17 protein-coding genes are annotated in these 24462 nt (G+C 64.2%); 8 read left to right on the top strand and 9 right to left on the bottom strand.

Annotated features, from left to right (window positions below):
• Both EJC47_RS15315 and EJC47_RS15320 read right to left on the bottom strand, forming a co-directional pair.
• A partial coding sequence (locus EJC47_RS15315) for a hypothetical protein (RefSeq protein ID WP_185867690.1) occupies positions 1-272 on the bottom strand: 272 nt, incomplete at its 3' end.
• Positions 273-861: 589 nt separating this feature from the next.
• On the bottom strand, positions 862-1557 hold the full coding sequence (locus EJC47_RS15320) for a TetR/AcrR family transcriptional regulator (protein ID WP_260591606.1): 696 nt from the start codon (positions 1555-1557) through the stop codon (positions 862-864).
• 149 nt (positions 1558-1706) lie between these two features.
• Between EJC47_RS15320 and EJC47_RS15325 the strand changes: the two genes are divergently transcribed.
• Both EJC47_RS15325 and EJC47_RS15330 read left to right on the top strand, forming a co-directional pair.
• Positions 1707-3023, top strand: coding sequence for a spinster family MFS transporter (locus EJC47_RS15325; protein ID WP_126848795.1), 1317 nt, complete (start codon positions 1707-1709; stop codon positions 3021-3023).
• Complete coding sequence (locus EJC47_RS15330; RefSeq protein WP_126848796.1) at positions 3020-4660, top strand: carboxylesterase/lipase family protein; 1641 nt, start codon at positions 3020-3022, stop codon at positions 4658-4660. The genes EJC47_RS15325 and EJC47_RS15330 overlap by 4 nt, the downstream gene beginning before the upstream one ends.
• 53 nt (positions 4661-4713) lie before the next feature.
• On the opposite strand, the gene EJC47_RS15335 is transcribed toward EJC47_RS15330, so the two are convergent.
• The 7 genes from EJC47_RS15335 to EJC47_RS15365 all read right to left on the bottom strand — a co-directional run bounded on the left by EJC47_RS15335 (position 4714) and on the right by EJC47_RS15365 (position 15841).
• Positions 4714-6318, bottom strand: a complete 1605-nt coding sequence (locus tag EJC47_RS15335; RefSeq protein ID WP_126848846.1) for an AMP-binding protein — start codon at positions 6316-6318, stop codon at positions 4714-4716.
• A gap of 65 nt (positions 6319-6383) precedes the next feature.
• Positions 6384-8672, bottom strand: coding sequence for a TonB-dependent receptor (locus tag EJC47_RS15340; protein WP_126848797.1), 2289 nt, complete (start codon positions 8670-8672; stop codon positions 6384-6386).
• Positions 8673-9037: 365 nt separating this feature from the next.
• Entirely contained in the window at positions 9038-9934 is an 897-nt protein-coding gene (locus tag EJC47_RS15345) for a thymidylate synthase (RefSeq protein WP_033963181.1), read from the bottom strand.
• Positions 9935-10083: 149 nt separating this feature from the next.
• Positions 10084-10809, bottom strand: a complete 726-nt coding sequence (locus EJC47_RS15350) for a class I SAM-dependent methyltransferase (RefSeq protein WP_126848798.1) — start codon at positions 10807-10809, stop codon at positions 10084-10086.
• Positions 10809-11936: a peptide chain release factor 2 gene (prfB, locus tag EJC47_RS15355; RefSeq protein ID WP_029622979.1), complete on the bottom strand. Its 1128-nt coding sequence runs from the start codon at positions 11934-11936 to the stop codon at positions 10809-10811. The genes EJC47_RS15350 and prfB overlap by 1 nt, the downstream gene beginning before the upstream one ends.
• A gap of 88 nt (positions 11937-12024) precedes the next feature.
• Positions 12025-14559, bottom strand: coding sequence for a penicillin-binding protein 1A (locus EJC47_RS15360; protein WP_126848799.1), 2535 nt, complete (start codon positions 14557-14559; stop codon positions 12025-12027).
• Between the two features lie 76 nt (positions 14560-14635).
• Positions 14636-15841, bottom strand: coding sequence for an N-acetylmuramoyl-L-alanine amidase (locus EJC47_RS15365; protein ID WP_126848800.1), 1206 nt, complete (start codon positions 15839-15841; stop codon positions 14636-14638).
• A 543-nt stretch (positions 15842-16384) separates the two neighbouring features.
• Here EJC47_RS15365 and EJC47_RS15370 point away from each other — a divergent pair.
• The 6 genes from EJC47_RS15370 (at position 16385) to EJC47_RS15395 (ending at position 24445) form a co-directional block, all read left to right on the top strand.
• Positions 16385-19168, top strand: coding sequence for an Rne/Rng family ribonuclease (locus EJC47_RS15370; protein WP_260591607.1), 2784 nt, complete (start codon positions 16385-16387; stop codon positions 19166-19168).
• Between the two features lie 118 nt (positions 19169-19286).
• A complete protein-coding gene (locus EJC47_RS15375; protein WP_033963088.1) occupies positions 19287-20642 on the top strand; it encodes a M48 family metalloprotease in 1356 nt (451 codons plus the stop codon).
• Positions 20642-21367, top strand: a complete 726-nt coding sequence (locus EJC47_RS15380; protein WP_126848801.1) for a DsbA family protein — start codon at positions 20642-20644, stop codon at positions 21365-21367. Before EJC47_RS15375 ends, EJC47_RS15380 begins: the two co-directional genes overlap by 1 nt.
• A 61-nt stretch (positions 21368-21428) precedes the next feature.
• Positions 21429-22355, top strand: coding sequence for an ABC transporter ATP-binding protein (locus EJC47_RS15385; RefSeq protein WP_126848802.1), 927 nt, complete (start codon positions 21429-21431; stop codon positions 22353-22355).
• A 136-nt stretch (positions 22356-22491) separates the two neighbouring features.
• Positions 22492-23283, top strand: a complete 792-nt coding sequence (locus tag EJC47_RS15390) for an ABC transporter permease (protein WP_409574489.1) — start codon at positions 22492-22494, stop codon at positions 23281-23283.
• A gap of 100 nt (positions 23284-23383) precedes the next feature.
• On the top strand, positions 23384-24445 hold the full coding sequence (locus EJC47_RS15395; RefSeq protein ID WP_126848803.1) for an SDR family oxidoreductase: 1062 nt from the start codon (positions 23384-23386) through the stop codon (positions 24443-24445).
• Positions 24446-24462 lie beyond the last annotated feature (17 nt).

Consider the following 24462-nt stretch of genomic DNA (forward strand, 5'->3'; position numbering starts at 1 on the left):
GTAAATTGAACTACATCTCCACTATTAAAATAGAAATCGCTTAACGTTGATGCATACGCTCCAAAAGTAATATCCTGATCTTGTATCTGTGAACCATTGCTGGCCGATGGAATCGAAAAGGTGCGATTATACTGGCCGGTGTTGATGTCGGCGCAGCCCTTCGATGTAGCCGCCGCCGCAAAAGCGGGCATCAAGGCGAACATAAAAGCAAAAAGCGCGATTAAAGGGCGGCTTGGATGCCCTGCGGCGCGTCGTCGGCCGAGTTCGCGCATGCGATTGCGATGAGCAAAGGTACCAAGTGCAGATCGCATGCATCCGGCGAAGGCACGAAATCGCCCCCGCTCAGTCCGAAACTGCCCCATTATTTCCCCCGCCCGCGAATCGCTTACTTTGAGAAGATCTTAGCTGATTTTTGTAATATGTAATAATAAAGAAATTGCTTCAGGACAGATGCTTGCGTGTCCTGGAGATCGATCGTGTTTTTAGATGGTGATGCCCCTGATCGATAACCGGCGTTCTGCATTAAGGTAGGATCGCGATATACGCCGAGGGCGATGATCGCTCCCTGTTCAAGATGCCAAATGAAATCACGCGTGCGGGTTCGCCCAGATCGTCAGGCGAAATCTGTATATTATTTCACATGCGGCGTAATGATTGCGCGCTTTGATACGGCCCACGCCCTCTTTCGCGCTTCGGCACAAAAGCGCGGTGAGAGGGTGTTCATCGAGAATGGCAGCGTCGCTCGAACAGGTGACCACAAGCGGGCGTTGAAAGATCGGACATTGCCGACCTTTCCCACTGCGCCGAGCCGGACCGACGACGCTCCAGGCGGGCTTTGATCCGTCGCCGGAGTGTAGATTTCTAAGTGGTGATGGCGGCCGGCTGCGGTGTGCAGATCGCGAGAAAGCCACCAGCCATAAAGGTCGCCATATACTCCTTTACCGACACAAAGTCGTCCGACCGGCTGATGCCACCCGATAGCTTGTCGATCCGCCCGGTGCGCGCGAGCGTCAGCATCAGCGCGCCGGTGACGAAATGATAACCCCAGAAAATCTTGCTTTCCTCGCACTCGGGGAGCGCTTGCTTGAGCAGTCCGATCAGCCGCAGAACGACCGGGTCGAAATGCGTGTCCATCAGCTCGGCCCCCCATTCCGGCGTGTTGGCGACCTGCGCGCCGAGTTTCGCATAGTTACGCCAGCCCTCGCCGCCATCGATATAGAGGTCGAGATCGGTATCCAGAAATGCGCGCAGCGCGCCCTCGACGGTCGGCTTGCCCGCGGCGGCGGACTCGTAATCGTCAAGCGCCTTCATCCGGCGCTCGCTGGTTACCACCGCACGGCGCGCGAATACTGCGTCGAACAACGCCTTCTTGTCGGCGAAATAATAATTGAGCAGCGTGTGATGGACGCCGACTCGCTTGGCGACCTCCTTCAGTGTCACGCCGTGCAGGCCGTGTTTGGAGAATAGCTCTTCGGCCGTATCGAGGATCAACTCCATCGTTTCGGCGCGTTGCTCGGCCCGGCGCGGGCGACGCTGTACGGGTATATCCTGGGTCACGACAATGTCCTTCCCGACTCCCGACGCGAGCGTCAAGCAGCGATCGCCGCTTGTTGATCATTCACACACGAGAGAGTGACTTATTGACAGGAGAGCCGCTGATCCGCATCATCGCGACAACGACGAAAACACGTCGACGGAGAGGGTTTATGGAAGTTCCGGCCTCGGATGCCGCGACGCGGGCGATCGGTTGGCCGGGCGGGGCGTTCAGGCGCGGATTGGTCCTGTTCGTGCTGACCTTTGTCTATGTCCTGAACTTCCTCGATCGGCAGTTGATCGGAATCCTTGCCAAGCCGATCCAGGATTCGCTGCAGATCACCGACGGCCAGCTTGGATTGCTCGGCGGTTTGTATTTCGCTCTTTTCTATTGCTTCATTGCGATCCCCGTCGGTTGGTTCGCGGACCGCACCAACCGCGTCACCGTGGTGTCACTGGCCTGCGCAATCTGGAGCGGTGCTACGATTGCCTGTGGATTGGCGGTGACCTTCCCGCAGCTGGTGTTGGCGCGCATGACAGTGGGATTCGGCGAGGCCGGCGGAGTGCCGCCGTCTTATGCGATAATTACCGACACCTTTCCAAAGGGACGGCGCGCGACGGCGCTCAGCATCTATAACCTCGGTCCACCGATCGGCGCGGCGATCGGCATCGCATTCGGTGCGTCGGTCGCTGCAGCGTTTGATTGGCGCGATGCGTTTATCGCGATCGGCGCGATCGGCATTGTCACCGCGATCGCTGTGCGGTTGCTGATCCGCGAGCCGACGCGGGGGGCGCTCGACGATGCGCTGCCCGGGGGGCATGTCACGGTGCCGTTCTGGGGAACGGTCGGTGCGTTCTTCGCCAACCCGGTGCTGCTGCTTGTCTCCATCGGGAGCGGGGCAACGCAGTTTGTCACTTATGGTCTTGGCAACTTCGCGGTGCTGTTCCTGATCCGCGAAAAGGGCATGACACTGGGGGAGGTCGCGCTGTGGTACGCCATCGCAGTGGCGATCGGCATGGGCGGCGGCATGCTGGCCTCCGGGCGCGTGATCGATCGCCTGCTGCCACGCTCGCGCCAAGTCTATGCGATCGGGCCGGCTGTTTCGCTGGCGATCGCATTGCCCTTCTATGTCGCGTTCCTCTGGACACCGGGCTGGCCAGTGGCGTTGGTGCTGCTGACTGTGGTGATGCTGCTCAACTATTTCTACCTCTCGGCTGCGGTCGCACTGGTGCAGGAAGAGGTGCGCCCCGACCAACGCGTGCTGTCCGGAGCACTGTTGCTGCTGGTGATGAATTTCATCGGGCTGGGGCTCGGTCCTACCTATGTCGGCGCGGCGAGCGACTGGTTTACCGCACACGGCTCCGCGCATGGATTGCAGGCGGCGCTCTACACCCTCGCGCCCGCCTATCTCGTCGCAATCGCCCTGTTCCTGTGGCTCGCCCGCGTGTTGCGTGTGCGTGGCAGCCTACCCAGAAAGGACATAGCATGAAGCTGCTGATCCATTCGCTCGCGCTGCTCGGCGTGGCCGGTGCCTCCGCGTCTGCGGCGCAAGCCCCTTCCACCCCGATCGTCACCGCGCCTGCCGGGAAGCTGCAGGGCGTCGTGGAGGACGGGGTTCAGGTGTTCAAGGGCATCCCCTATGCCGCTCCGCCGGTGCAGGCGCTGCGCTGGCACCCCCCTGTGCCGCTGCCGCGGTGGAGCGGCGTGCGCGCTGCCGATGCTTTCGGCCCAGCCTGTGTCCAGCCACAGGCGAAGACTGCGTCCATCTACAGCGGCGACCCAATGCCCGTCAGTGAAGATTGTCTGACGCTTAATATTTGGGCCCCCGCTAACGCCAGCGATGCGCCCGTGTTTTTCTGGATCCATGGCGGCGCATTGGTGGCCGGGTCAGGGCGCGAGCCGCTCTATGATGGCAAGCGGATGGCCGAGCGCGGGGTGATCGTGGTGTCGATCAACTATCGTCTCGGCGTGCTCGGCTGGCTGGCGCATCCCGCGCTCAGCCACGAATCGGCCGCTCACGTCTCGGGCAATTACGGACTGCTTGACCAGATCGCAGCGCTCAAATGGGTGCGTGCCAATATCGCTGCGTTCGGTGGCGATCCCGCCAAGGTTACGATCGCGGGCGAATCCGCAGGTGGGCTGAGTGCGATGTACCTGCTCGAATCGCCCCTCGCGCGGGGGTTGTTCGCGCGAGCGATCGTCGAAAGCGGCTATATGATCTCGATGCCGCAGCTCAAGAAGGCGGTTTACGGTGCGCCTTCGGCCGAAGGGGCAGGGGAGCTGCTTGCCGCCGCGCTGCAGGCACCCGATCTTGCGACACTACGCGGAATGGACGCGCAGACTCTGACCAACAGCGCCGCTGCAATGGGATACGGCCCCTGGGGAACCGTCGACGGACTGGTGCTGCCCGAGCAGATGGTCTCAACGTTCGCTGCAGGGAAGCAGGCACCCGTTCCCGTGCTCGCTGGCTTCAACCAGGGCGAGATCCGCTCGCTGACGGTGCTCGCGCCCAAAGCCCCTGCGACCGCCGCCGACTATGAGAAGGGCATCCGGGAGCGCTATGGCGATCTCGCCGACACGTTCCTCACCTTGTACCCGGCCGCCACCTATAAGGAGAGTATCCTGGCGACGACTCGCGATGCGCTCTATGGCTGGACTGCCGAGCGGCTCGCGCGGATGCAGACTGCGCTCGGCCAGCCGGCTTATCTCTATCTGTTCGATCACGGCTATCCCGCTGCAGATCAAGCCGGGCTCCACGCCTTTCATGCGAGCGAATTGCCGTTCGTATTCGGCACCTTCGACCGCACCCCGCCACGCTGGCCGCGCGTGCCGGAGACACCGGCAGAGCGCGCCGTGTCCGACGCATTGCTCGATTACTGGACAAGCTTCACGCGTGACGGCCGACCCGTGGCCGCGAACGGGCCGATATGGCAACCCTTTGGCACCGGCCAAGCCTATCTCCACGTCGCCGACGTGCCGCGCGCCGAGGCGAAACCGATGCCGGGCATGTACGCGTTCAACGAGACCGTGATGTGCCGCCGCAAAGCGACGGGCACGATTGGCTGGAACTGGAATGTCGGGCTGGCCGCACCGAAGCTGCCGGCCGCAGGGGCGGGGTGCCCCTGACGGTGAGCAGCGCCAAATGGGAGATGCGCCGGAGGGCGGGTGAAAGGGGGCAATTACCGCCCGACGTGAGTCGTGCTGATCTGCCCCGCAGCAAAGTCCGCGCTTAGCCGGAGCTTGTCGATCTTGCCCGTTGCGGCGAGCGGCATCGCCTCGACCTCGGCGACCTGGTCGGGGATCCAGAAATCGGCGACCTTGCCGCGCAACATTCCGATCAGGCTGTCGGGGGTTCCGCTCGCGTCGGCAGTTTCGACAACCAGCAGCGGACGCTCGCCCCATCTGGCGTCAGGTCGCGCGATCACTGCAACGTGACGCACGGCCGGATGTCCGCCGACAATCGCCTCAATCTCGGTCGGGTTGATCCATTCGCCGCCCGACTTGATCAGATCCTTGGCACGCCCGCAGATGGTGAGGTTGCCGTCGGCGTCGATCATCGCCAGGTCGCCGGTATCGAAAAATCCCTCTTCGTCCAACGCGTCGCTCTCGGCTCGAAAATAGCGGTCGAGAACGCTTGCGCCGCGGACCTTGAGATGTCCCATCGCCTCGCGCTGCGAAGGAAGGGCCGCACCATCGGCATCGGTCAATTTGAGATCGACCCCAAGCGGCGGTCGCCCCGATGCACCGCGGCCTTGCCCGGTGGGATAGGGCGGCGCGATCGTCCCGGTCGGCGACAGTTCGGTCATTCCCCAACTCGTCTGGACATAGACCCCGAGCCGCTGCTCGATGCGATTGATCAGCGCATCGGGACAATTCGAGCCGCCGATCAGAATGCGCTTGAGATCGGGTAACTCGCCACCGGTGCGTTCGAGATGGTCGACAAGCCCGAGCCAGACGGTCTGCACCCCGACCGCGATTGTCACGCCCTCGTCGCGCATCAGGGTCGCCAGGCTCGCTCCGTCGATCGCTCGCCCGGGCAAGACCAGCTTGGTGCCCGCCGCAGGCGCGGCAAACGGTAGGCCCCAGCCATTGGCATGAAACATCGGCACGCAGAGCAGCAGCACATCCTGCGCGGTTAGCGCGATCGAATCTGCCTGGAGGGTGCGCAGCGTGTGGAGGTAGTTGGAGCGATGCGTGTAGAGGACGCCCTTCGGCCGCCCGGTCGTGCCGGAAGTATAGCACAGCCCGGCCGCAACGTTCTCGTCAAAGTCCCCCCATGCGCTCGCGGCACCATGTTGGTCGAGGAGACGTTCATAGTCCCACAGCTGTGCCCGATGGTCGCCGAGCGTCTCGCCCGGCAGCAGCGCAGCGTCGATTGCCACGACGTGTTCGATCGCCGGGCACAACTGCAGTAATGCTCGTGACAGCGGCAGCAGATCCGCTGCAACGACAAGGACCCGGTCCTCGGCTTCCTCGATCATCGTGGCAAGGTGCTGTACGGTCAGCCGCGGATTGAGCGTATGGCACACCAGCCCCGCGCCCATCGCTGCGTAATAGACCTCAAAATGTGCCTGGGTGTTCCACGCGAGCGTGGCGATGCGGTCGCCGAACCGCAAGCCGAGCGAGGCCAGCGCGCCCGACATGCGGTTGCTGCGCGCGCGCAGATCGGCGTAGCCGGTCCGGCGCGACACGCGCCCGGCATCGGCTTCCACCACTTCGCGCGTGCCAAACCACTTTGCGGCATGATCCAGGAATTTGTCGACTGTCAGGCCGTAGCTTTGCATGATGCCTTCGTGGTTGGCGGGATGGGCAACGGCCACCGCCCGCGCGGGCGGTGGCCGCCGTTGCGTCAGAAGGTTTTCAGCACCTTGACGCCATACTGACGCGGCGGTCCGGCGAAATCGAGCCCGCTGTTGAGCGCTGCAACATAGTGTTGATCGGTCAAATTGGTGCCGTAAGCCGTTACCGTCCAGGTCTTGTGCTGCCATGCCACCTGCGCGCCGAGAATGTTGCGCGCGTCGAGCCGGTCGCCCTGCGCGGCGTTCTCGAACAGCGTCGCCCATTGCGCCGCGATATGCCCGAAATTGACGCGCGGAGTGAGCGTGTCGCCGTTGGCGAAACGATGCTCGTACGACGCACCGAGATTGAAGGTGAGGTTGGGCGCATAGGTCTGCTCGCGCCCCTTGAGGTTAAGGCAGGTTGCAGTGGCGGGTCCGGTGGTCGGCGAACACGGCGCAAACGACCCGCCGGTGCGCGTGTCGAGCGCATAAAACTGCGCCAGCTCGCTGTGCAGGGCGTTGATCCCGGCGTCGAAGGTAAAGTTGCCCGCCTTCAGATCGGCCTCGGCCTCGAACCCGTAGATCTTGGTCGTGCCCGGCACGTTGATCTCGAAACCGAACACCGGTAGCGTCGGATAGCCGACGATCACCTGGAAATTCTGGTAATCGTTGTAGAATCCGTCGATCGTCGTGTGGATGCGGCCGCCTGCGAAATTGGCCTTCCAGCCGGCTTCGTACGAGCGCACCTTTTCGGGTTGGAAGGGCGGGGTGGCGAGGCCCGAGCCGACCGGCACGTTGATTCCGCCCGGGCGGAAGCCGGTCGCGACGAAGCCGTAGAGATAGTTGTTGCGGTCGATCACCCAGCCGAGCGACGCCTTGTACGAGAAATTGTCCGATGTGATGTGCTGGTCGTCGCGGAGCCGTAGCCCGTTCTGGTTGATGTCGACATGATTGGTCGACTGGCTGGCGGTGTAGCGTCCGCCGAGATCCAGCGTCAGCCGTGGGGTGATCTTGAAGCCGACTTGCCCGAACACCGCGAGCGAGCGCTCAGGGTTACGCCCCTGCAGCGTGTATTGCGCGGCGGTCGTGCCGAGCGGCTGCCCCGCCGCCGGAGCGTCGATCACGAACTGGTAGGGCGGCAGCCAGAAATAGGTGTTCCACAGCCCGAAGGCACCGATCAGCCAGGTCAGGCGCTGGTTATCGGGTGAGATGAGGTTGAATTCCTGGCTGAACTGCGTTTCGGTGGTGGTGTCGAAGAAGATGTAATTCTTCCGTGCCGGCGCGGTTGGCGTGGCGGCGACGTTGGCGGTCGCATTGGTGCCGTCGAGATCTGCGCGGTATAGCGTGTTGCCGTTCTGGAAGCCGGTGATCGAGCGGAATTTGATGCCGCCGACGAATTCATAGTCGATCTTGAGCACGGTGCGGACGAACTTGTCGCGTGCTTCCTGCGGCATGTTGGCGCTGATGTCGAACAGGTCGCGGTAGTTGGGATTGGCGACGGTGCCGCCGGCCAGCGTCAGCGTCTTGAAGCGATTGGTGAAGGGGTCGGCCGGATAGGCCCCCATGTCGAGATAATCGAGATCGGTCTTGGACAGGATCGACAGTCGATCGGTCGGTTTCCACAGGAAGCTTATCCGCCCTGCGATCGAGCGTACGCTGCCGTTATTGCCGGTATAGGGTGCCCCGCCCGGCCCGGTGATGTGATAGAACCCGTCGCGCCGTTCGCCCGAAAAGGCGACGCGCGCGGCAAAGGTGTCGCTGATCGGCAGGTTGACCGCCCCCTGTCCGCTCAGGTCGTTATAGTTGCCGTAGCTCGCGGCGAAATAACCGTGCGTACCGCCGCCGATGATCGGATCGTTGGTGTTGGCGAAGACCGCGCCGCCCGTTGCGTTTTGGCCAACCGACGTCCCCTGCGGCCCGCGCAGGATCTGGATATTGGCGATGTCGAAATACGGCTCTTCCTGGAAATAGCCAGGGAAGGTGGGCACGCCGTCGCGATAGGTGATGACGCCGGTGGTGGTTTGCGAATTGTGCTCGGCCTTGCCGATGCCGCGCACATTGAACTCGAGGCCCTGCCCGAAATTGTTGACGACCACGCTCGGCACCGCGAACTGCAGTGCGTCGATGTTGACGACGCCCTTGTTGGCGAGGTCGCTGCCGCTCAGGACCGAAGCCGCGATTGGAGTCTGCGATAGCTTGTCGTTGCGACGGAGCGCGGTGACGACGATGTCCTGGCTGCTGTCGGTCGCCGCCGCTGGCTGGACGTCGCCCGTCTGCGTGGTGGCGGTCTGGGCGATCGCCGCACTTCCCGATGTGAATGCTAACGCCGATGCGCTTAGCAACAATGCAAAGCTCTTCATAAACCTCCCCATCCTCACCCACACACGCTCTCCGGCGCGATGGGGTCTGGATGCCCCAGTTTTCGATCCGAATCAACACTCATTCTCTACAGAGTGAATTAAAGATCTGGTCCAGTCGGAGATCGCAGGGCAGCCCTTCCCACTTGACGCGGCTGCATCCGGCATGGGGCGCGTGGAGGGTGAGCGGCCGCAGCGAGCGCCGTGCCGGACACTGCGACCGCGTCAGAGGATAACCCGGGGGGCATTCCCCTGTGCTGGCTCTGCTTTTTGTAGGGAGGGCGGTGGCGACCGCCGGGGTTCGTCGCGATGGCACTCGATTTCGGAGCGCCCGAAAAGCGGCAGATACTCGAACTAAGCGCGCTCCATCACACCGCGACGTCGGCCTTGATCGGACCGTGCGGCATATACCCTTCGACCTGAAAATCCTCGATCCGATAGCTGTCGATATCAGCGGGTTTGCGGAGGAGGCGCATGGTCGGGAACGGGCGCGGATCGCGGGATATCTGTTCGCGCGCCTGATCCAGATGGTTCAGATACAGATGGACGTCACCGCCCATCCAGACGAGCTCTCCCGGGCGGAGATCGGCCTGTTGGGCAAGCATCAGCTGCAGCGCGGCGGCACCCGTGAAATTGAAGGCGGCCCCCAGCAACAGGTCGCACGACCTTTGGTAAAGGCCGCAGTTCAGCCGCCCGTCGGAGGTTACGTGGAATTGATAGACCATGTGGCACGGCGGCAACGCCATCTGATCGAGCTCCGCCACGTTCCAGGCATGAAACAGCATCCTGCGGCTGGCCGGATTGTGCTTCAGCGTCTCGACAAGGCTGGCGATCTGATCATGCACGCGCCCGTCCGCGCCTTGCCAACGGCGCCATTGCTTCCCGTAAATCGGGCCCAGGTCTCCCCATTGCGCGGCAAAGGCATCGTCGTTCAGTACACGCTGCTCAAACTCGGTCTGAGAAATGTCGTGTCCGGTGGAGCGCCGGTACTGCGCGAGCGGCCAATCGGTCCATATCTTCACATTCTCGCGCAGCAACGACTGCAGGCTGGTATCCCCGGTCAGGAACCACAGCATCTCCTTCACCGCCGTCTTCCAGTAGACGCGTTTGGTGGTGAGGATCGGCACGCTTCCGTCGGAAAGATCGAACCGGATCATCGCGCCGAACAGCGAGCGCGTCCCGACCCCGGTCCGGTCGACGCGCTGGTCGCCATGGTCGAGAATCTGCTGAAGCAAGTCGAGATATTGGTGTTCGGGGTGCCGCATGCTCATGCCTTCATACCCGCAAGTTGGTTCATCGTGTCGTTCGCTGTTGCAGCGTCTTTTCGATCGGGTCGAGCGGGTTTTGCATCAGGCTCGGTGTAGCGCGCCGCCGGGTGATGCGGTAGCGCGAAGTAGGCTGGCATAACGGCGGATCAGGTCATCCGGCAGGGTTTGATCGCCGCCGGTTCGGGGCGAGGCCCCTCCGCCCGGAACGCGGCGAGATACCCGCCCGCCGAGGGCATGTCGTAGCGTGCGACCTGGGTGTAGCCGACTGCAGCAAATTCGCATTTGAGCAAGGCAGGCGGCGTGCCGTGGTTTTGCGTCAGGCGATTGGCATCGACCACGATGACCAGCCCATCGCTCTTGAGCGACGGGCGCATCCGCCACAGAAATTCATAAGGTTGCGCGATCTCATGGTACATATGCACCATCAGCACACGGTCGAAACTGGCGTCGGGCAAGCGTGGATCGTCGGGCGCGCCGAGCCGCACGCTGACATTCTCCAGCCGCTCGCGCGACACGCGCAGCGCCAGCGTATCGCGCACCTCGGCCACGATGTCCTCGGCCAGCACGCGCCCTGTCTTGCCGACGCGGTTGGCGGCGCGGATCGTGTAATAGCCTTCGCCCGCGCCGATATCGGCGACGGTCATGCCGGGCTTGATCCCGGCCTTGGTCATCACGTCGCCGGCCTCGTTCAGCCGGTCGCGATCCTCTTCGGTCGACCAGCGCGGCGAGCTGATCTTGGCGACCGGGCGATCGGCGGCGGGGAAGGGGCCTGCCTCCTGCGTATGATCGGGCACGCGGGGCTTGCCGCCGTCGCACGCGGCGAGCAGCAGGACGGTGGCCAGGGTCAGCGCGCGGGCACCGTGCAGACGCACTAGTCCACGTCCTCCACCTCGACCGTCTCACCCGTTACGCGCTGCGAGAGCGCGGCGGCCATGAACGCATCGAGATCGCCATCGAGCACGTCGGACGGGCTCGATGAGGTCACGCCGGTGCGCAGGTCCTTCACCATCTGGTATGGCTGCAGCACGTACGAACGGATCTGGTGGCCCCAGCCGATATCGGTCTTGCCTGCATTCTCGGCATTGGCGGCGGCTTCGCGAATCGCGAGTTCGCGCTCGTACAGCCGGGCGCGGAGCTGGTTATAGGCTTCGGCCTTGTTCTTGTGCTGGCTGCGCTGGTTCTGGCACTGCACGACGATGCCCGTCGGGATGTGCGTGATGCGCACCGCCGAATCGGTGGTGTTGATGTGCTGCCCGCCAGCGCCCGATGCACGGTAGGTGTCGATGCGCAGGTCGCTTTCGTTATACTCGACCTCGATATTGTCATCGACCACCGGATACACCCACACGCTCGCAAAGGAGGTGTGGCGGCGGGCGGCGCTGTCATAGGGGCTGATGCGCACCAGGCGGTGGACGCCGCTTTCGGTCTTGGCATAGCCGTACGCGTTCTCGCCTTTCAGCAGCAGCGTCGCCGACTTGATTCCGGCCTGTTCGCCCGAATGCTGGTCGATCAGTTCGACCTTCAGCCCGTGGCGCTCGCCCCAGCGCGAATACATGCGGCTGAGCATCCCGGCCCAATCCTGGCTTTCGGTCCCGCCCGCGCCCGCATTGACCTCGATATAGGTGTCGTTGCCATCGGCTTCGCCCGCCAGCAGCGCCTTGATCTTGTCGCTTTCGGCCCGGCGCGCGAGATCGGCGAGCGCGGCGAGGCCGTCAGTCTCCATCTCGGTATCGCCCTCGGCCTCGGCCATTTCGATCAACTCCGCCGTATCGTCGAGCTCGCTCTGGATCGCGCGCGTGGCGGTGATCGCTTCATCTAAACGACGCCGCTCGCGCATAACCGCCTGCGCCGCCTTGGGATCGTTCCACAAAGTTTGATCCTCGACGCGCGCGTTGAGTTCATCGAGCCGACGCAGCGCGCGGTCCCAGTCGAGGAAGCGGCGGAGCAGCGCGAGCGCGTCCTTGATCGAGTCGATATGAGCCTGCGCTTCAGCGCGCATGGGAGAACCTTCCAGAAAAATATCGTGCCGTGTCTCCCATGTGCGGGAGAACGATAGTGTGCCTGCCGTATATGAGGTTGGCGCGCCGCTAGTAAATACCGCCCTGTCGTTGCAGGAAATCGCTGTCGCGGCGCGTGTCCTTCGGTGCCTGGGCGTCGGCGCGTGCTTTGGCGGCAGCGGCGGCGGCCGCAGCGGCCGGGTCGGGAACGATCACGTCGCGGTGGACGACGCGGCGTGGCTCGCTTTCGGGTTTGAAGGCTTCCCAGATGACCGACGCCTTGGGATCGTCGGTCGGCCAGGTGCCGAACACAGGCTTGCCGCTCGCGCGGTCGATGCGGACCATGCGGATGCCGGCGGGGGCGCGGAACGGAATTTTGGGCAGCCCCTCATAGGCCTTGACCGCGAACGCCTTGAAAATCGGCGCGGCGAGCGTGCCGCCCTGCGCCGCGCCGCCCAGCGAATGCGGCTGGTCGTAGCCGATATACAGGCCGCCGATCATTTGCGGGGTGCCGCCGATGAACCATACGTCGGTTGGCCCGGTATTGGTGCCGGTCTTGCCGAACATCGGCCGGTCGAGGTCGCGCAGCACGGTGGCAGTGCCGCGCTGGATGACGCCCTCGGCGATATGGACCATCTGATACGCGCTCATCGCATCGACGATCTGCTTGCCGCGCGAGACCGGGCGCGGCATCGGCTTGCCGTTCCAGTCGGGCGCGTTGCAGCGGTCGCACGGGTGCCAGTTTTCGGGGAAGATCACCTTGCCGTGGCGGTCCTGCACGAAATCGATCAGCGTCGCGGGGTGCGAGCGGCCCTGATTGGCGAGGATGGCATAAGCGTTGACCATGCGCGACACGGTCGTCACCCCTGCGCCGAGCGAATAGGACAGATACGGTTCGTATTTGCCGACGCCGATCCGGTCCATCAGCGACACGATCCGCGGCATCCCCGTCGTGGCGGCGGCGCGCACCGTCATCAGGTTGCGCGACTGCTCGACGCCCCAGCGCATGGTATGCGCGCCCGACCCGCCGACATTGCCGAAATTCTTGAAGCATTTCTGGCCCAGCCGCGCGCCCTGATAAACGCAGAACGGGCCGTCGACGATGATCGAGGCAGGGGTCATCCCGCCCTCCAGCGCCGCAGCATAGACGATCGGCTTGATCGTCGATCCCGGCTGCCGCATCGCCTGCGTCGCGCGATTGAAGGCCTGCGCCCGGAAATCGAACCCGCCCTGCATGGCCAGCACGCGCCCGGTCTGCGGTTCCTCGACCACGAACGCGCCCGAGATTTTGGGCACCGAGCGCAAAGCAAACGCCCCACCTTCGGGCGCAACCGCGATAATGTCGCCGGGTTTCAGCGCGGCGAAAGCGGTGCCGCCCTCGCCCCGCACCGGCATTTGCGCGGCGTCTCGGGGCAAGACGCCGGTGCTGCCGTCGGAAAAGCCGATCGTCGCCTCGCTTGCGCCGACTGCAGTCACGATCGCCGCGCGCCAATTGTCGTAATCGAGCCCGATATTGGTGTTGAGCAGCGTTGTCTGCCAGGTGTCGCCCACAATGTCCTTATGGTCGATCGGTCCGGACCAGCCGCGGCCATGATCGAAGCGCAGCAAGCCCTCACGCAATGCGGTCTGCGCATAGTCCTGCAGGCGGTTGTCGAGCGAGGTGCGCACCCACAGGCCACCGGCATAGATGCTGTACGGGCCGTCTTTTTCGTCCTCGCCGAACTTGTCCTTCAACTGGCGGCGGACTTCCTCGACGAAATAGCCGCTGCCTGCGGTTTCGGTCTTGGGCGTCTGGCGCGGCACGGTGCCGAGCGGTTCGGCCATCGCTTCGTCATGCTGCGCCTGGGTGATGAAACCGTTCTTGAGCATTTCGCGCAGCACATAAGCGCGGCGGCCCAGTGCGCGGTCGGCATGGCGGACCGGGTCGTAATTGGACGGTCCCTTGGGCAAGATCGCCAGATACGCCATTTGCGCGAGATCGAGCTGGTTCAGATCCTTGCCGAAATAGGCATAACTCGCCGCCTCGACGCCGAACGCGTTGCGACCGAGCGCGATCTGGTTGAGGTACAGTTCGAGGATCTGTTTCTTGGTGAGCGTGTCCTCGATCCGGTACGCGAGGATCGCTTCCTTGATCTTGCGGCTGTAGCTGGTCTCGTTGCCGATCAGCAGGTTCTTGGCGACTTGCTGCGTGATGGTCGAGGCCCCGGCCGGGCGCTTGTGGCTGCTCAGATTGTTGACCGCGGCGCTCGCGATGCCGAGATAATCGACGCCGTGATGCTCGAAAAAGGTCTTGTCCTCGGCGGCCAGAAACGCGCGCACCAGCAGCGGCGGATATTCGTCGTAACTGAGTTCGACCCGGCGTTCGCGCGCATAACTGTGGATCGGCGTGCCATCGACGCCGCGCACATTGGTCGGCAGTGGCGGCTCATAGGTGCGCAATTTGTCGACCGAGGGCAGATCGGCGGCGAACAGGAAGTAAAACACCGTATAGGCGATGACGAACAGCACGCCCAATGCGGCGAGCGCCTTGACCCACCACCGGCCCCAGGCATTTCGAAGGTATCCCCGGAAGCCGCCAATGTCGCGGCGGATGCGGAAATTCACGGTGGAATCAGAAGCGGCCATATGGGTGTCAGGCTCTAGCAACTTTCCCGCGCGTTGCCAGCCGCCTTAACTGCGCGCGGTGCGAGGCCGGGAAAGGTCAGTTCGACGCCATCCGCCGTGCGAAGTGCACCTCGACCGCGCGTTCGATGCTTTGCGCGATCTTGCGGCGGCCGTCGGCGCTGTCGATAAAGTCGGCGTCGCGCGGGTTGGAGATATAGCCGGTCTCGAACAGGATCGAGGGCATGTCGGGCGCTTTCAGCACCATCAGCGAGGCCATGCGGTGGAAATTGGGTTTCACCGGGATCAGCGGCTGCGCCTCGCGGCCGAGCAGCCGCGCGAAATTGGCCGAGGAGTTCATCGTCTCGCGCTGGGTGAGGTCGATCAGGATCGAGGAGATGTCGGCGGACGTGGCCGCGAGATTGACCCCGGCGATGACGTCGGCCTTGTTCTCGCGCGCCGCCAGCTTGGCCGATTCCTTGTCGGACGCGACTTCGGACAGGGTGTAGACCGATGCCCCGCTGGCGCTGCCGGAGCCGACGCTGTCGCAATGGATCGAGATGAACAGGTCGCCGCGCAATTTGCGCGCGATGCCATAGCGTTCCTGCAACACGAGGAAACGGTCGTCCTCACGCGTCAGCGCCACACGGACCCGGCCCGATTTGACCAGTTCGTCGCGGATCGCCTTGGCGATTTTCAGCGTCACGTCCTTCTCGCGGCGACCGTCGATCGGCGAAATCGCACCCGGATCGACTCCGCCGTGTCCGGCGTCGATCACCACCAGCGGACGGCTGTCATCCTCGCCATAGATGCGCGGCAATCCGGGCGTGCGCGGCGCAGGCGGGATCGGCACCGATACGGCATAGGTTGCGGGGGCTTGGACGATCCCCATGTTGAACGGCGGCAGGAAATGCAGTCGGCGTTCGCCCGCCGCGCGCGCAAAGGTGACGTCATCGACGGTCTGCAGTTCGAGCGTCAGTTCGCGTCCGTCGCGACCGAACACGCCTTCGGTGACGAGGGCCGGGCGTGCAAGGTCGAACACGACGCGCGTGCCGTTGGCACCGTGCGCGCCCTGGCGCACGCTGGACACAGGCCCGCCTGCGGCGATCTTGCCGCCGGGGGTCGCGCCCTGCAGATCAAGCGCGATCCGCTGCGGTGCGGCCAGCACGAAGCTCGACGCATCGGCGATCGGCTGATCGAACCGCACAACGATCCGGTCGTGCTGGACCTCGACGCGCTCGACCGACGCCGCCCAACCGGGAGCGCCGACGAACCAGCAGGCCAGCAAGGCGAAAACGAACGACACGCGTCCGTAATGCCGTCGCGACCGCGGCGCGGTAAAGCGAAAAGGGGCTGCCAAAGGGCGGGAGGTCGCGCTCATTCGTCTGGACTAGGCCGGAGACGACAAAACAGCCTTTCGGGGTGCGGTTAATTTCGTCGTAGGCATAGAATTGCCGGTCGGGCGGCAAAAACGTGCCGGTTGCTGCGCGCGAGCGGGGGTGCTAGGCATCAAACAGTTCCTGATCGCGGCCTAGTATCGACCGCGGCGAGGGCCATCTGGCCGCCCCTCATGTTCCTTGGGCGCGGCTTATCCAGGTTGACGTTCGCATGATGTATGTATTCCGCCCCTCGCACCGCCCGGTTTCCACCGGCGGGATCGCGAGCGCGCGGAATGCCCAAGGCCGGAAGGCGGGGCGTGCAGGGCGAGCAGAGGCAGTTTTCGTAAACCACCATGTGATCGAGCCAGGCGATACTCTCGCCGGATCGGCCACTTTCATTGATCGCGCGCGGCCAGCGCCACGGCGCCCAGCGCCCTTTGGCTCTGCGCCGCGCGACCGGAGAATAATACATGACCACGCGTATGCTGATCGACGCACGGCACCGGGAGGAAACCCGCGTTGCTGTCGTCAAGGGAAACCGAATCGAAGAGTTTGATTTCGAGTCCGCCGAGCGCAAGCAGCTCAAAGGCAATATCTATCTGGCCAAGGTGACGCGCGTTGAGCCGTCGCTGCAGGCGGCGTTCATCGATTACGGCGGCAATCGCCACGGCTTTTTGGCGTTCAGCGAAATCCACCCCGATTATTACCAGATCCCCAAGGAAGACCGCGACGCGCTGTTGCGCGAAGAGGCCGAGCATGCGGCGGAAGAAGCCGCGTTGCGCGCCCAGCAGGAGGCCGAGGACGATCTTCACGACGACGAGCATGAAGACGACGGCTTCGAACGCGATTCGGTCGCCGACGATGCCTCGATCGAGCGTTTCGAGGATGATGGCGGTGCCGAACCCGACGTAGAAGTCGTCGCCGAGGGCGAAAGCCGTGGTGGGGAAGGGCGCGGCCGTCGTCGCAAGCGCACCGCATCGGACGATGCCGCCGACGATCTGCGCGAGCGCCGCACCAATTTGCGGCATCGCTACAAGATCCAGGACGTCATCCGCCGCCGCCAGGTGTTGCTCGTTCAGGTCGTCAAGGAAGAGCGCGGCAATAAGGGCGCGGCGCTGACGACGTATCTGTCGCTTGCTGGCCGCTATTGCGTGTTGATGCCCAACACGTCGCATGGCGGCGGGATCAGCCGCAAGATTTCGAATGCGGGCGACCGCAAGCGGCTGAAGTCGATCATGGCCGACATGAAGCTGCCCCCCTCAATGGGGTGCATCGTGCGCACCGCCGGGCTGCAGCGCACTCGCGTTGAGATCAAGCGCGACTTCGATTATCTGGCGCGGCTGTGGGACGGGATTCGCGAGACGACGCTGTCCTCCTCGGCCCCCGCTTTGGTCTATGGCGACAGCGACCTGATGAAGCGCGCGATCCGCGACATCTACAATCGTGACATCGACGAAGTGATCGTCGAGGGCGAGGAAGGCTATCGCCACGCCAAGGACTTCATGAAGCTGCTGATGCCGAGCCATGCGCGCAAGGTGAAGCATTACAGCGACCCCGTGCCGCTGTTCCAGCGTGCGGGCGTCGAGGAGCAATTGTCGGCGATGTACCACCCGGTGGTGCAGCTCAAATCGGGCGGGTATCTCGTCATCAACCCGACCGAAGCCTTGGTGTCGATCGACATCAACTCGGGACGGTCGACGCGCGAACATTCGATCGAGCAAACCGCGACCGCGACCAATCTCGAGGCCGCCGCCGAAATCGCGCGCCAGTTGCGCTTGCGCGACATGGCCGGACTGGTCGTGATCGATTTTATCGACATGGACAACGGCTCGAACGTCCGCAAGGTCGAGAAGGCGATGAAGGAAGCGCTCAAGAACGATCGCGCGCGCATCCAGATCGGTCGCATTTCGTCCTTCGGCCTGATGGAAATGAGCCGCCAGCGTTTGCGCACCGGCGTGCTCGAAGCGTCGACCCGGCCATGCCCGCATTGCGAGGGAACCGGCTTCGTCCGCACCGCCTCCTCTTCGGGTCTGTCGGCATTGCGCCTGCTGGAAGATGAAGCCGCACAGGGGCGCGGATCGCAGCTGCTGCTGCGCGCCAGCCAGGAAGCGGCCTTCTATCTGCTGAACCGCAAGCGCGCGGAACTGGCCGAGATCGAGGAACGCTATGGCGTGATGATCGAAGTCGCGCCCGACGGTGAGCAGGAAGGCGCGCGCATGTCGGTCGAAGTGTCCGGCCCGCCGCCTGCTTACACGCCGCGCTTCGAAGCGCCGATCCAGGAGATCGAGGAAGATTTCGTCGAGGACGAGATCGAAGACGAAATCGAGGACGAGGTCGAGGAAGAGGAGCAGCCGCGCGCTGCCCGCGAACCGCGCGAGCGCGGCGAACGGCCCGAGCGTAGCGAAGAAGACGGTGGCTCGCGTCGCCGTCGGCGCCGTCGCGGCCGTCGCGGTCGCAACCGGCCCGAGGGTGAGGGTGCCGCCGAGGGCGAAGCCGTCGTCGACGGCGGTGGTGACGAGGACGCGTCGGAGCAGGATGCCGAGCGCGAAGACGCCGAGACCCCGGCCGCAGTGTCGTCCGAAGAGGGCGAAGGCAGCGAAGGCGGCCGTCGTCGCCGTGGCCGTCGCGGTCGCCGTGGCGGTCGTCGCAGCGAGGGCGAGCAGGCGGTTGTCGAAGCGGCCGATGGCGAGGCTCCCGTAGTCGACGCTGCGCTGGTCGAAGCCGAGCCGGTCGCGGTCGAAGCGGAAGCCGAGCCCGAGGTTGAGGCCCCGAAGAAGGGACGTCGTCGTCCGCGTGCGCGCGATGCCGCGCCAAAGGCGGCTCCGGTAGCCGAAGCGGTGGTGGAAGCCGAACCGGCTGTCGAAGCTGCAAGCGAGGTCGAACCGGCCGCGAAACCGAAGCGCGCCCGGCGTGCCAAGGCCAAGGCGGTTGAGGCGGCCGAACCGGCGGAAGCCGCACCCGTCGTGGAAGCTCCGGTGGAGGACACCCCCAAGCCAAAGGCAAAGCGTACCCGCAAGGCCAAGGCCGCAGCCGTGGAAGCGGTTGAAGTGGAAACGCCCCCGGTAGAAGAAGCCCCGGTAGCGCAGAGCGTCGCACCAGTGGCGGAGCCTGCTGCTCCGGCACCCGATGCACCGCAGGACGAGGCTTCGTCTGCGGCGGCAGCGAGCGACGCGGCACCGCGCGCGATCGATCCCGATCCGGGCGAAGCCGGCAGCCCGCGTCGTGGCTGGTGGCAGCGTACCTTCGGGGCGTGACCAACGACCGGCCCCTCGCCTGTGGGCGAGGGGCCGGTTGGTTTGCCTTACCGCTCCGCCCTTTCACCGCACCGCAAGGCCGGTTGCCCCGGCCGGAAAACTCGGCGATAGGTCGGGCATGAAGCGGCTCTTCGCGGGACTCGCGGCCTCCCTCCTGATCTGGGCCCAACCGGCTGCGGCGCAGTCGATCCTGCGCGATGCCGAAACCGAAGCGATGTTCAACGACATGTCGCGCCCGCTGATCCTGGCGGCGGGCCTGTCGCCCAACAATGTGCGGGTCGTGCTGATCAACGACGATTCGATCAACGCCTTCACCGCCGGCGGTCAAACAATTTACGTCAATTCCGGGCTGATCCAGGCGGCGGACAACGCCAATCAAGTGCAGGGCGTGATTGCGCATGAACTGGGCCATGTCGCCGATGGCCATGTCGTATTGATCGATGCGGGCGCGCGTCCTGCAATGGGCATTTCGATCCTCAGCATGGTGCTCGGCATCGCGGCGATCGCGGCGGGTGCGCCCGAGGCGGGGGCGGGCATTCTGTCGGCAGGCACCACTGCCGCCGAAGGAAAATTCCTGGCCTTCTCGCGCGTGCAGGAATCGACCGCCGATGCGACGGGGGCAAAATTCCTGCGGGAATCGGGCATCAGCGGCAAGGGGATGCTGAGCTTCTTCAAGAAGCTGGCCAATGAAGAATATGCCTATGGGTTGAAGAACATCGATCCGTTCGCGCAGAGCCACCCCTTGTCGGGCGAGCGCATCGCCAACTTGACGGCGGACGTGACGTCGTCGCCCTTCTACAACGCCAAGCCCGACCTTGCGCTGGACGATCGTTTCAAGCGCGTGAAGGCCAAATTGCTTGGCTATGTCGCCGACCCCAAGACCACGCTGAACGTCTATCCCGAGCAAGACCAGAGTGTGTACGCCCATTATGCGCGCGCTTACGCCTGGCATAAAGCGGGCTATCCCGAAAAGGCCGACGCGGAGGCAGCGGCATTGCTGAAGGCGGATCCGCACGACCCCTATTTCCTGGAAATTCAGGGGCAGATCCTGCTCGAAGCGGGCAAGCCCCGGCAAGCGCTGGCCCCGTTGCGCGAGGCAACCGACCTGTCGCGCAACGCCCCGCTGATCGCGACCACCTTCGGCCATGCGCTAATCGCGACCGAGGACAGGGCCAATTATCCCGAGGCGATCAAGGTGCTGCGCCAGGCGGTGGCGCGCGACGACGACAATCCCTTCGCCTGGTATCAATTGGGCACGGCGTATGAGGCCTCGGGCGATCAGCCGCGCGCCTTGCTCGCCACTGCCGAGCAAGCGAGCCTGACCGGCGATCACCGGACCGCTGCCTATAGCGCGCGCGGCGCAATGCAGGGGCTGCCGCCCAATAGCGTCGACTGGATCCGCGCGCAGGACATTGCCCTCTCGGCGCAGAACGAGATGGACGACAACCCCAAGAAATATAAGAAGCGACGCTGATGCGCCTGAGCTGGACTGTTTTTGCGACCGCGCTGATCGCGGCGCTCCTTGGCGCGGCGGCGTTTGCCGGGATCGAACGGCTGGCCCCCGCAGCGGCCGGGGAGCGCGCGCGCGTCGAAGGCGTGGTGCATGACTATGTTCTGGCGCATCCCGAAATCATTCCCGAAGCGCTCGACCGGCTGCGCGACCGCGCCCATGCTGACACCATCGCCAGCAATCACGATGCGATCCTCAAACCGTTTGGCAGCGCCTGGGCGGGCAATCCGGCGGGCGATGTCACCCTGGTCGAATATTTCGATTATAATTGCGGCTATTGCCGGGCGAGCCTGCCCGCGATTGCGGCGTTGCTGAAGAGCGATCCCAAGATTCGCATCGTCTACCGCGAATTTCCCATCCTGGCGCAAAGCAGCGTCGACGCCGCGCGGATGAGCCTGGCGGCCGCAGACCAGGGCAAGTTCCAGCAATTCCACGATGCGCTCTATGCCGGTGGGCAAGTGTCGCCACAGACCATCGCGGCAGCGGCGAAGACCGCTGGCGTCGATCAGGCGCGCGCGGCCGCCTTTGCCCCCAAGGCGGACGCCGAAATCGCGCAAAATCAAACGATCGCGCGCTCGCTCGGGCTGACGGGCACGCCAAGCTGGGTGATCGGCAGCAAGGTCGTGTCCTCCGCCTTGCCGCTGGAGGAATTGCAGAAAGCGGTCGCCGAGGCGCGCGCGGGGAAATAACCGCCGACCGCTTGTTGCAGCGCAGCGGGCCCCCTACCTAGCGCGCAGGAACGGGGGCTTCATGGACGTTGTTTTATCGGTTGCCGGGGTCTCGAAGGTCTATGCCTCGGGCCAGCGCGCGCTCGAGCCAGTCAATCTCGATATTCGGCGTGGCGAAATCTTCGCATTGCTCGGGCCAAACGGTGCGGGCAAGACGACGCTGATCTCGATCATCTGCGGCATCGTCACGCCGTCCACCGGCACGGTTACCGTGCTCGGGCACGATGCGCAGAAGGACTTCCGCAGCGCACGCCGCGCGATCGGGCTGGTGCCGCAGGAATTGTCGGTCGACATGTTCGAGACGGTGCTCGCCACCGTCAAGTTCAGCCGCCGCCTGTTCGGCCGCGCGCCCGACAATGCCTATGTCGAGCAAGTGCTGCGCGACTTGTCGCTATGGGACAAGCGCGACGCCAAAATCCGCGAGCTGTCGGGCGGCATGAAGCGGCGCGTGCTGATCGCCAAGGCGCTGAGCCACGAACCCGACATCCTGTTCCTCGACGAGCCCACCGCCGGGGTCGACGTCGCATTGCGCCGCGACATGTGGAAGCTCGTCCACCGCCTGCGCGCCAAGGGCACCACCATCATCCTGACCACGCATTATATCGAAGAGGCCGAGGAAATGGCCGACCGCGTCGGCGTGATCGACAAGGGCCGTATCATCCTGGTCGAGGACAAGGCCGCGCTGATGAAGAAGCTCGGCAAGCGCCGTATGGCGATCACGCTGCAAACGCCGATGGTGTCGTTGCCGTCCGGGCTGGATGGCTGGTCGGTCGCGCTCGACGACGAGGGGAAGACGCTGGTCTACACTTTCGATTCCGAAAACGAGCATATTCCGATCCTGCTCGCCAAGCTGGGTGAGCTTGGCATCGGCTATAGCGATCTCGAAACGCATAAGAGCTCGCTCGAGGACATTTTCGTCGACCTCGTCGAGCGGAAGGACGCGGCATGAGCGACCAAACACACCTTGTTTCCGGTCTTGCTGAGCCTCTCGAAGCACCGCTCGCCACCAGCGCGACGGTCGTTGCGGGCAATGCTTCGACAAGCTCAGCACGAACGGTTGTGGGGAGGGTAGGCGCGTGAGCAATTTGAGCGCCGCCGCAAGCAAGGCTCCCGCGATCAACCTCCACGGCATCTGGGCAATCTACCGCTTCGAGATGGCGCGCGCGTTGCGCACGCTGTGGCAGAGCCTGGTCACCCCGGTCATCACCACCTCGCTCTATTTCGTCGTGTTCGGCGGCGCGATCGGCTCCAAGATCAGCACCGTCGGGGGCGTCGGTTATGGCAGCTTCATCGTGCCCGGCCTCATCATGCTGTCGCTGCTGACGCAGAGCATCTCCAATGCCTCGATCGGCATCTATTTTCCGAAATTCACCGGCACGGTGTTCGAATTGCTGTCCGCGCCCGTATCGGCGATGGAGATGGTGGTCGGCTATGTCGGCGCGGCGGCGACCAAGTCGATCGTGCTCGGGCTCATCATTCTGGCGACTGCGGCGTTGTTCGTGCCGCTGCAGATCGTCCACCCCTTTGCGATGCTCGCCTTTCTGGTGTTGACCAGTGTGGCATTCAGCCTGTTCGGCTTCATCATCGGGGTGTGGGCCAAGGGATTCGAACAGCTATCGTTCGTACCCGCCTTGCTCATCACCCCGCTCACCTTCCTCGGCGGGGCGTTCTACTCGATCGACATGCTGCCACAGCCATGGCGCACGGTCAGCCTGTTCAACCCGGTCGTCTATCTGGTCAGCGGCTTTCGCTGGGCGTTTTTCGACAAAGGCGATGTGTCGGTGGGCGTAAGCCTCGGCGTGACGGCGGTGTTCCTGGTCGCGTGCCTCGGCGTGATCTCGTGGATCTTCAAGACCGGCTGGCGGATGAAGAACTGACCGCGCGGACGATTGCGGACGGAACAATGCGGCGCGCGCTGCGCTAACGCCGCATCGGGCGCGCTTGCCGTGCCTGTTTCCAAATCTTTCGGAGACAATGATGACCAAGACGGCATTGGTAGTGGGCGCGAGCGGGATTGTCGGCAGCGCGACGGCGACCTTGCTGGTCGATCGTGGCTGGCGCGTACACGGCCTCGCGCGGCGGCCCACGCAGCAGGACGGTGTGCTGCCCGTCGCCGCCGACCTGCAGGATGCCGCCGCGACGCAAGCCGCGCTGGCCGATCTGCGCCCGGATGCGGTGTTCATCACCACCTGGCTGCGGCAGGATAGCGAAGCCGAGAACATCCGCGTCAACGCCGCGATGGTGCGCCATCTGCTGGACGCGCTGCGCGGTGCCACCGGGCCGCGCCACGTCGCCTTGGTCACCGGGCTCAAACATTATCTCGGGCCGTTCGAGGCCTATGGCAAAGGCGCGCTGCCGCAAACGCCGTTCCGCGAGGAGCAAGGGCGGCTCGACGTCGACAATTTCTATTATGCGCAGGAAGACGAAGTGTTCGCCGCCGCCGCGCGCGACGGCTTCACCTGGAGCGTGCACCGCCCGCATACCGTGATCGGCAAGGCCGTCGGCAATGCCATGAACATGGGCACGACGCTGGCGGTCTATGCGACGCTGTGCCGCGAACTTGGGCGGCCGTTCCGCTTTCCGGGCTCCGCTGCGCAATGGAACTCGCTGACCGACATGACCGACGCGCGCCAGCTCGCGCGGCAATTGCTGTGGGCGGCGGAGACCCCCGCGGCGGCCGATCAGGACTTCAACATCGTCAATGGCGACGTCTTCCGCTGGAGCTGGATGTGGGGACGGATCGCCGAATGGTTCGGTCTCGAACCCGCACCGTTCGACGGCACCGTGCTGCCGCTGGAACAGCAAATGGCGGACGATGCAGCGGTGTGGCGCAGCATTGCGGAGCGCGATGGGCTGGCCGAACCCGATCTGGCGCGGCTGGCCTCGCCCTGGCATACCGATGCCGATCTCGGGCGGCCGATCGAAGTGGTCACCGACATGTCGAAGAGTCGACGGATGGGGTTTCTGGCCTATCAGCCGACCGACGATGCGTTTTTCGACTTGTTCCGCGAGTTGCGAGCCGCGCGGTTGATTCCGTGAGGATAGGGGCGGGCGGT

It is taken from the genome of Sphingomonas sp. TF3, assembly GCF_003985085.1.
GTDB lineage: Bacteria > Pseudomonadota > Alphaproteobacteria > Sphingomonadales > Sphingomonadaceae > Sphingomonas.

What these genes read in the sequence shown, in the direction of transcription:
- EJC47_RS15325 (WP_126848795.1), top strand. Translation starts at nt 1,707, where the DNA reads ATGGAAGTTCCGGCCTCGGATGCCGCGACGCGGGCGATCGGTTGGCCG.
- EJC47_RS15330 (WP_126848796.1), top strand. Translation starts at nt 3,020, where the DNA reads ATGAAGCTGCTGATCCATTCGCTCGCGCTGCTCGGCGTGGCCGGTGCC.
- EJC47_RS15335 (WP_126848846.1), bottom strand. Translation starts at nt 6,318, where the DNA reads ATGCAAAGCTACGGCCTGACAGTCGACAAATTCCTGGATCATGCCGCA.
- EJC47_RS15340 (WP_126848797.1), bottom strand. Translation starts at nt 8,672, where the DNA reads ATGAAGAGCTTTGCATTGTTGCTAAGCGCATCGGCGTTAGCATTCACA.
- EJC47_RS15345 (WP_033963181.1), bottom strand. Translation starts at nt 9,934, where the DNA reads ATGCGGCACCCCGAACACCAATATCTCGACTTGCTTCAGCAGATTCTC.
- prfB (WP_029622979.1), bottom strand. Translation starts at nt 11,936, where the DNA reads ATGCGCGCTGAAGCGCAGGCTCATATCGACTCGATCAAGGACGCGCTC.
- EJC47_RS15360 (WP_126848799.1), bottom strand. Translation starts at nt 14,559, where the DNA reads ATGGCCGCTTCTGATTCCACCGTGAATTTCCGCATCCGCCGCGACATT.
- EJC47_RS15370 (WP_260591607.1), top strand. Translation starts at nt 16,385, where the DNA reads ATGACCACGCGTATGCTGATCGACGCACGGCACCGGGAGGAAACCCGC.
- EJC47_RS15375 (WP_033963088.1), top strand. Translation starts at nt 19,287, where the DNA reads ATGAAGCGGCTCTTCGCGGGACTCGCGGCCTCCCTCCTGATCTGGGCC.
- EJC47_RS15380 (WP_126848801.1), top strand. Translation starts at nt 20,642, where the DNA reads ATGCGCCTGAGCTGGACTGTTTTTGCGACCGCGCTGATCGCGGCGCTC.
- EJC47_RS15385 (WP_126848802.1), top strand. Translation starts at nt 21,429, where the DNA reads ATGGACGTTGTTTTATCGGTTGCCGGGGTCTCGAAGGTCTATGCCTCG.
- EJC47_RS15395 (WP_126848803.1), top strand. Translation starts at nt 23,384, where the DNA reads ATGACCAAGACGGCATTGGTAGTGGGCGCGAGCGGGATTGTCGGCAGC.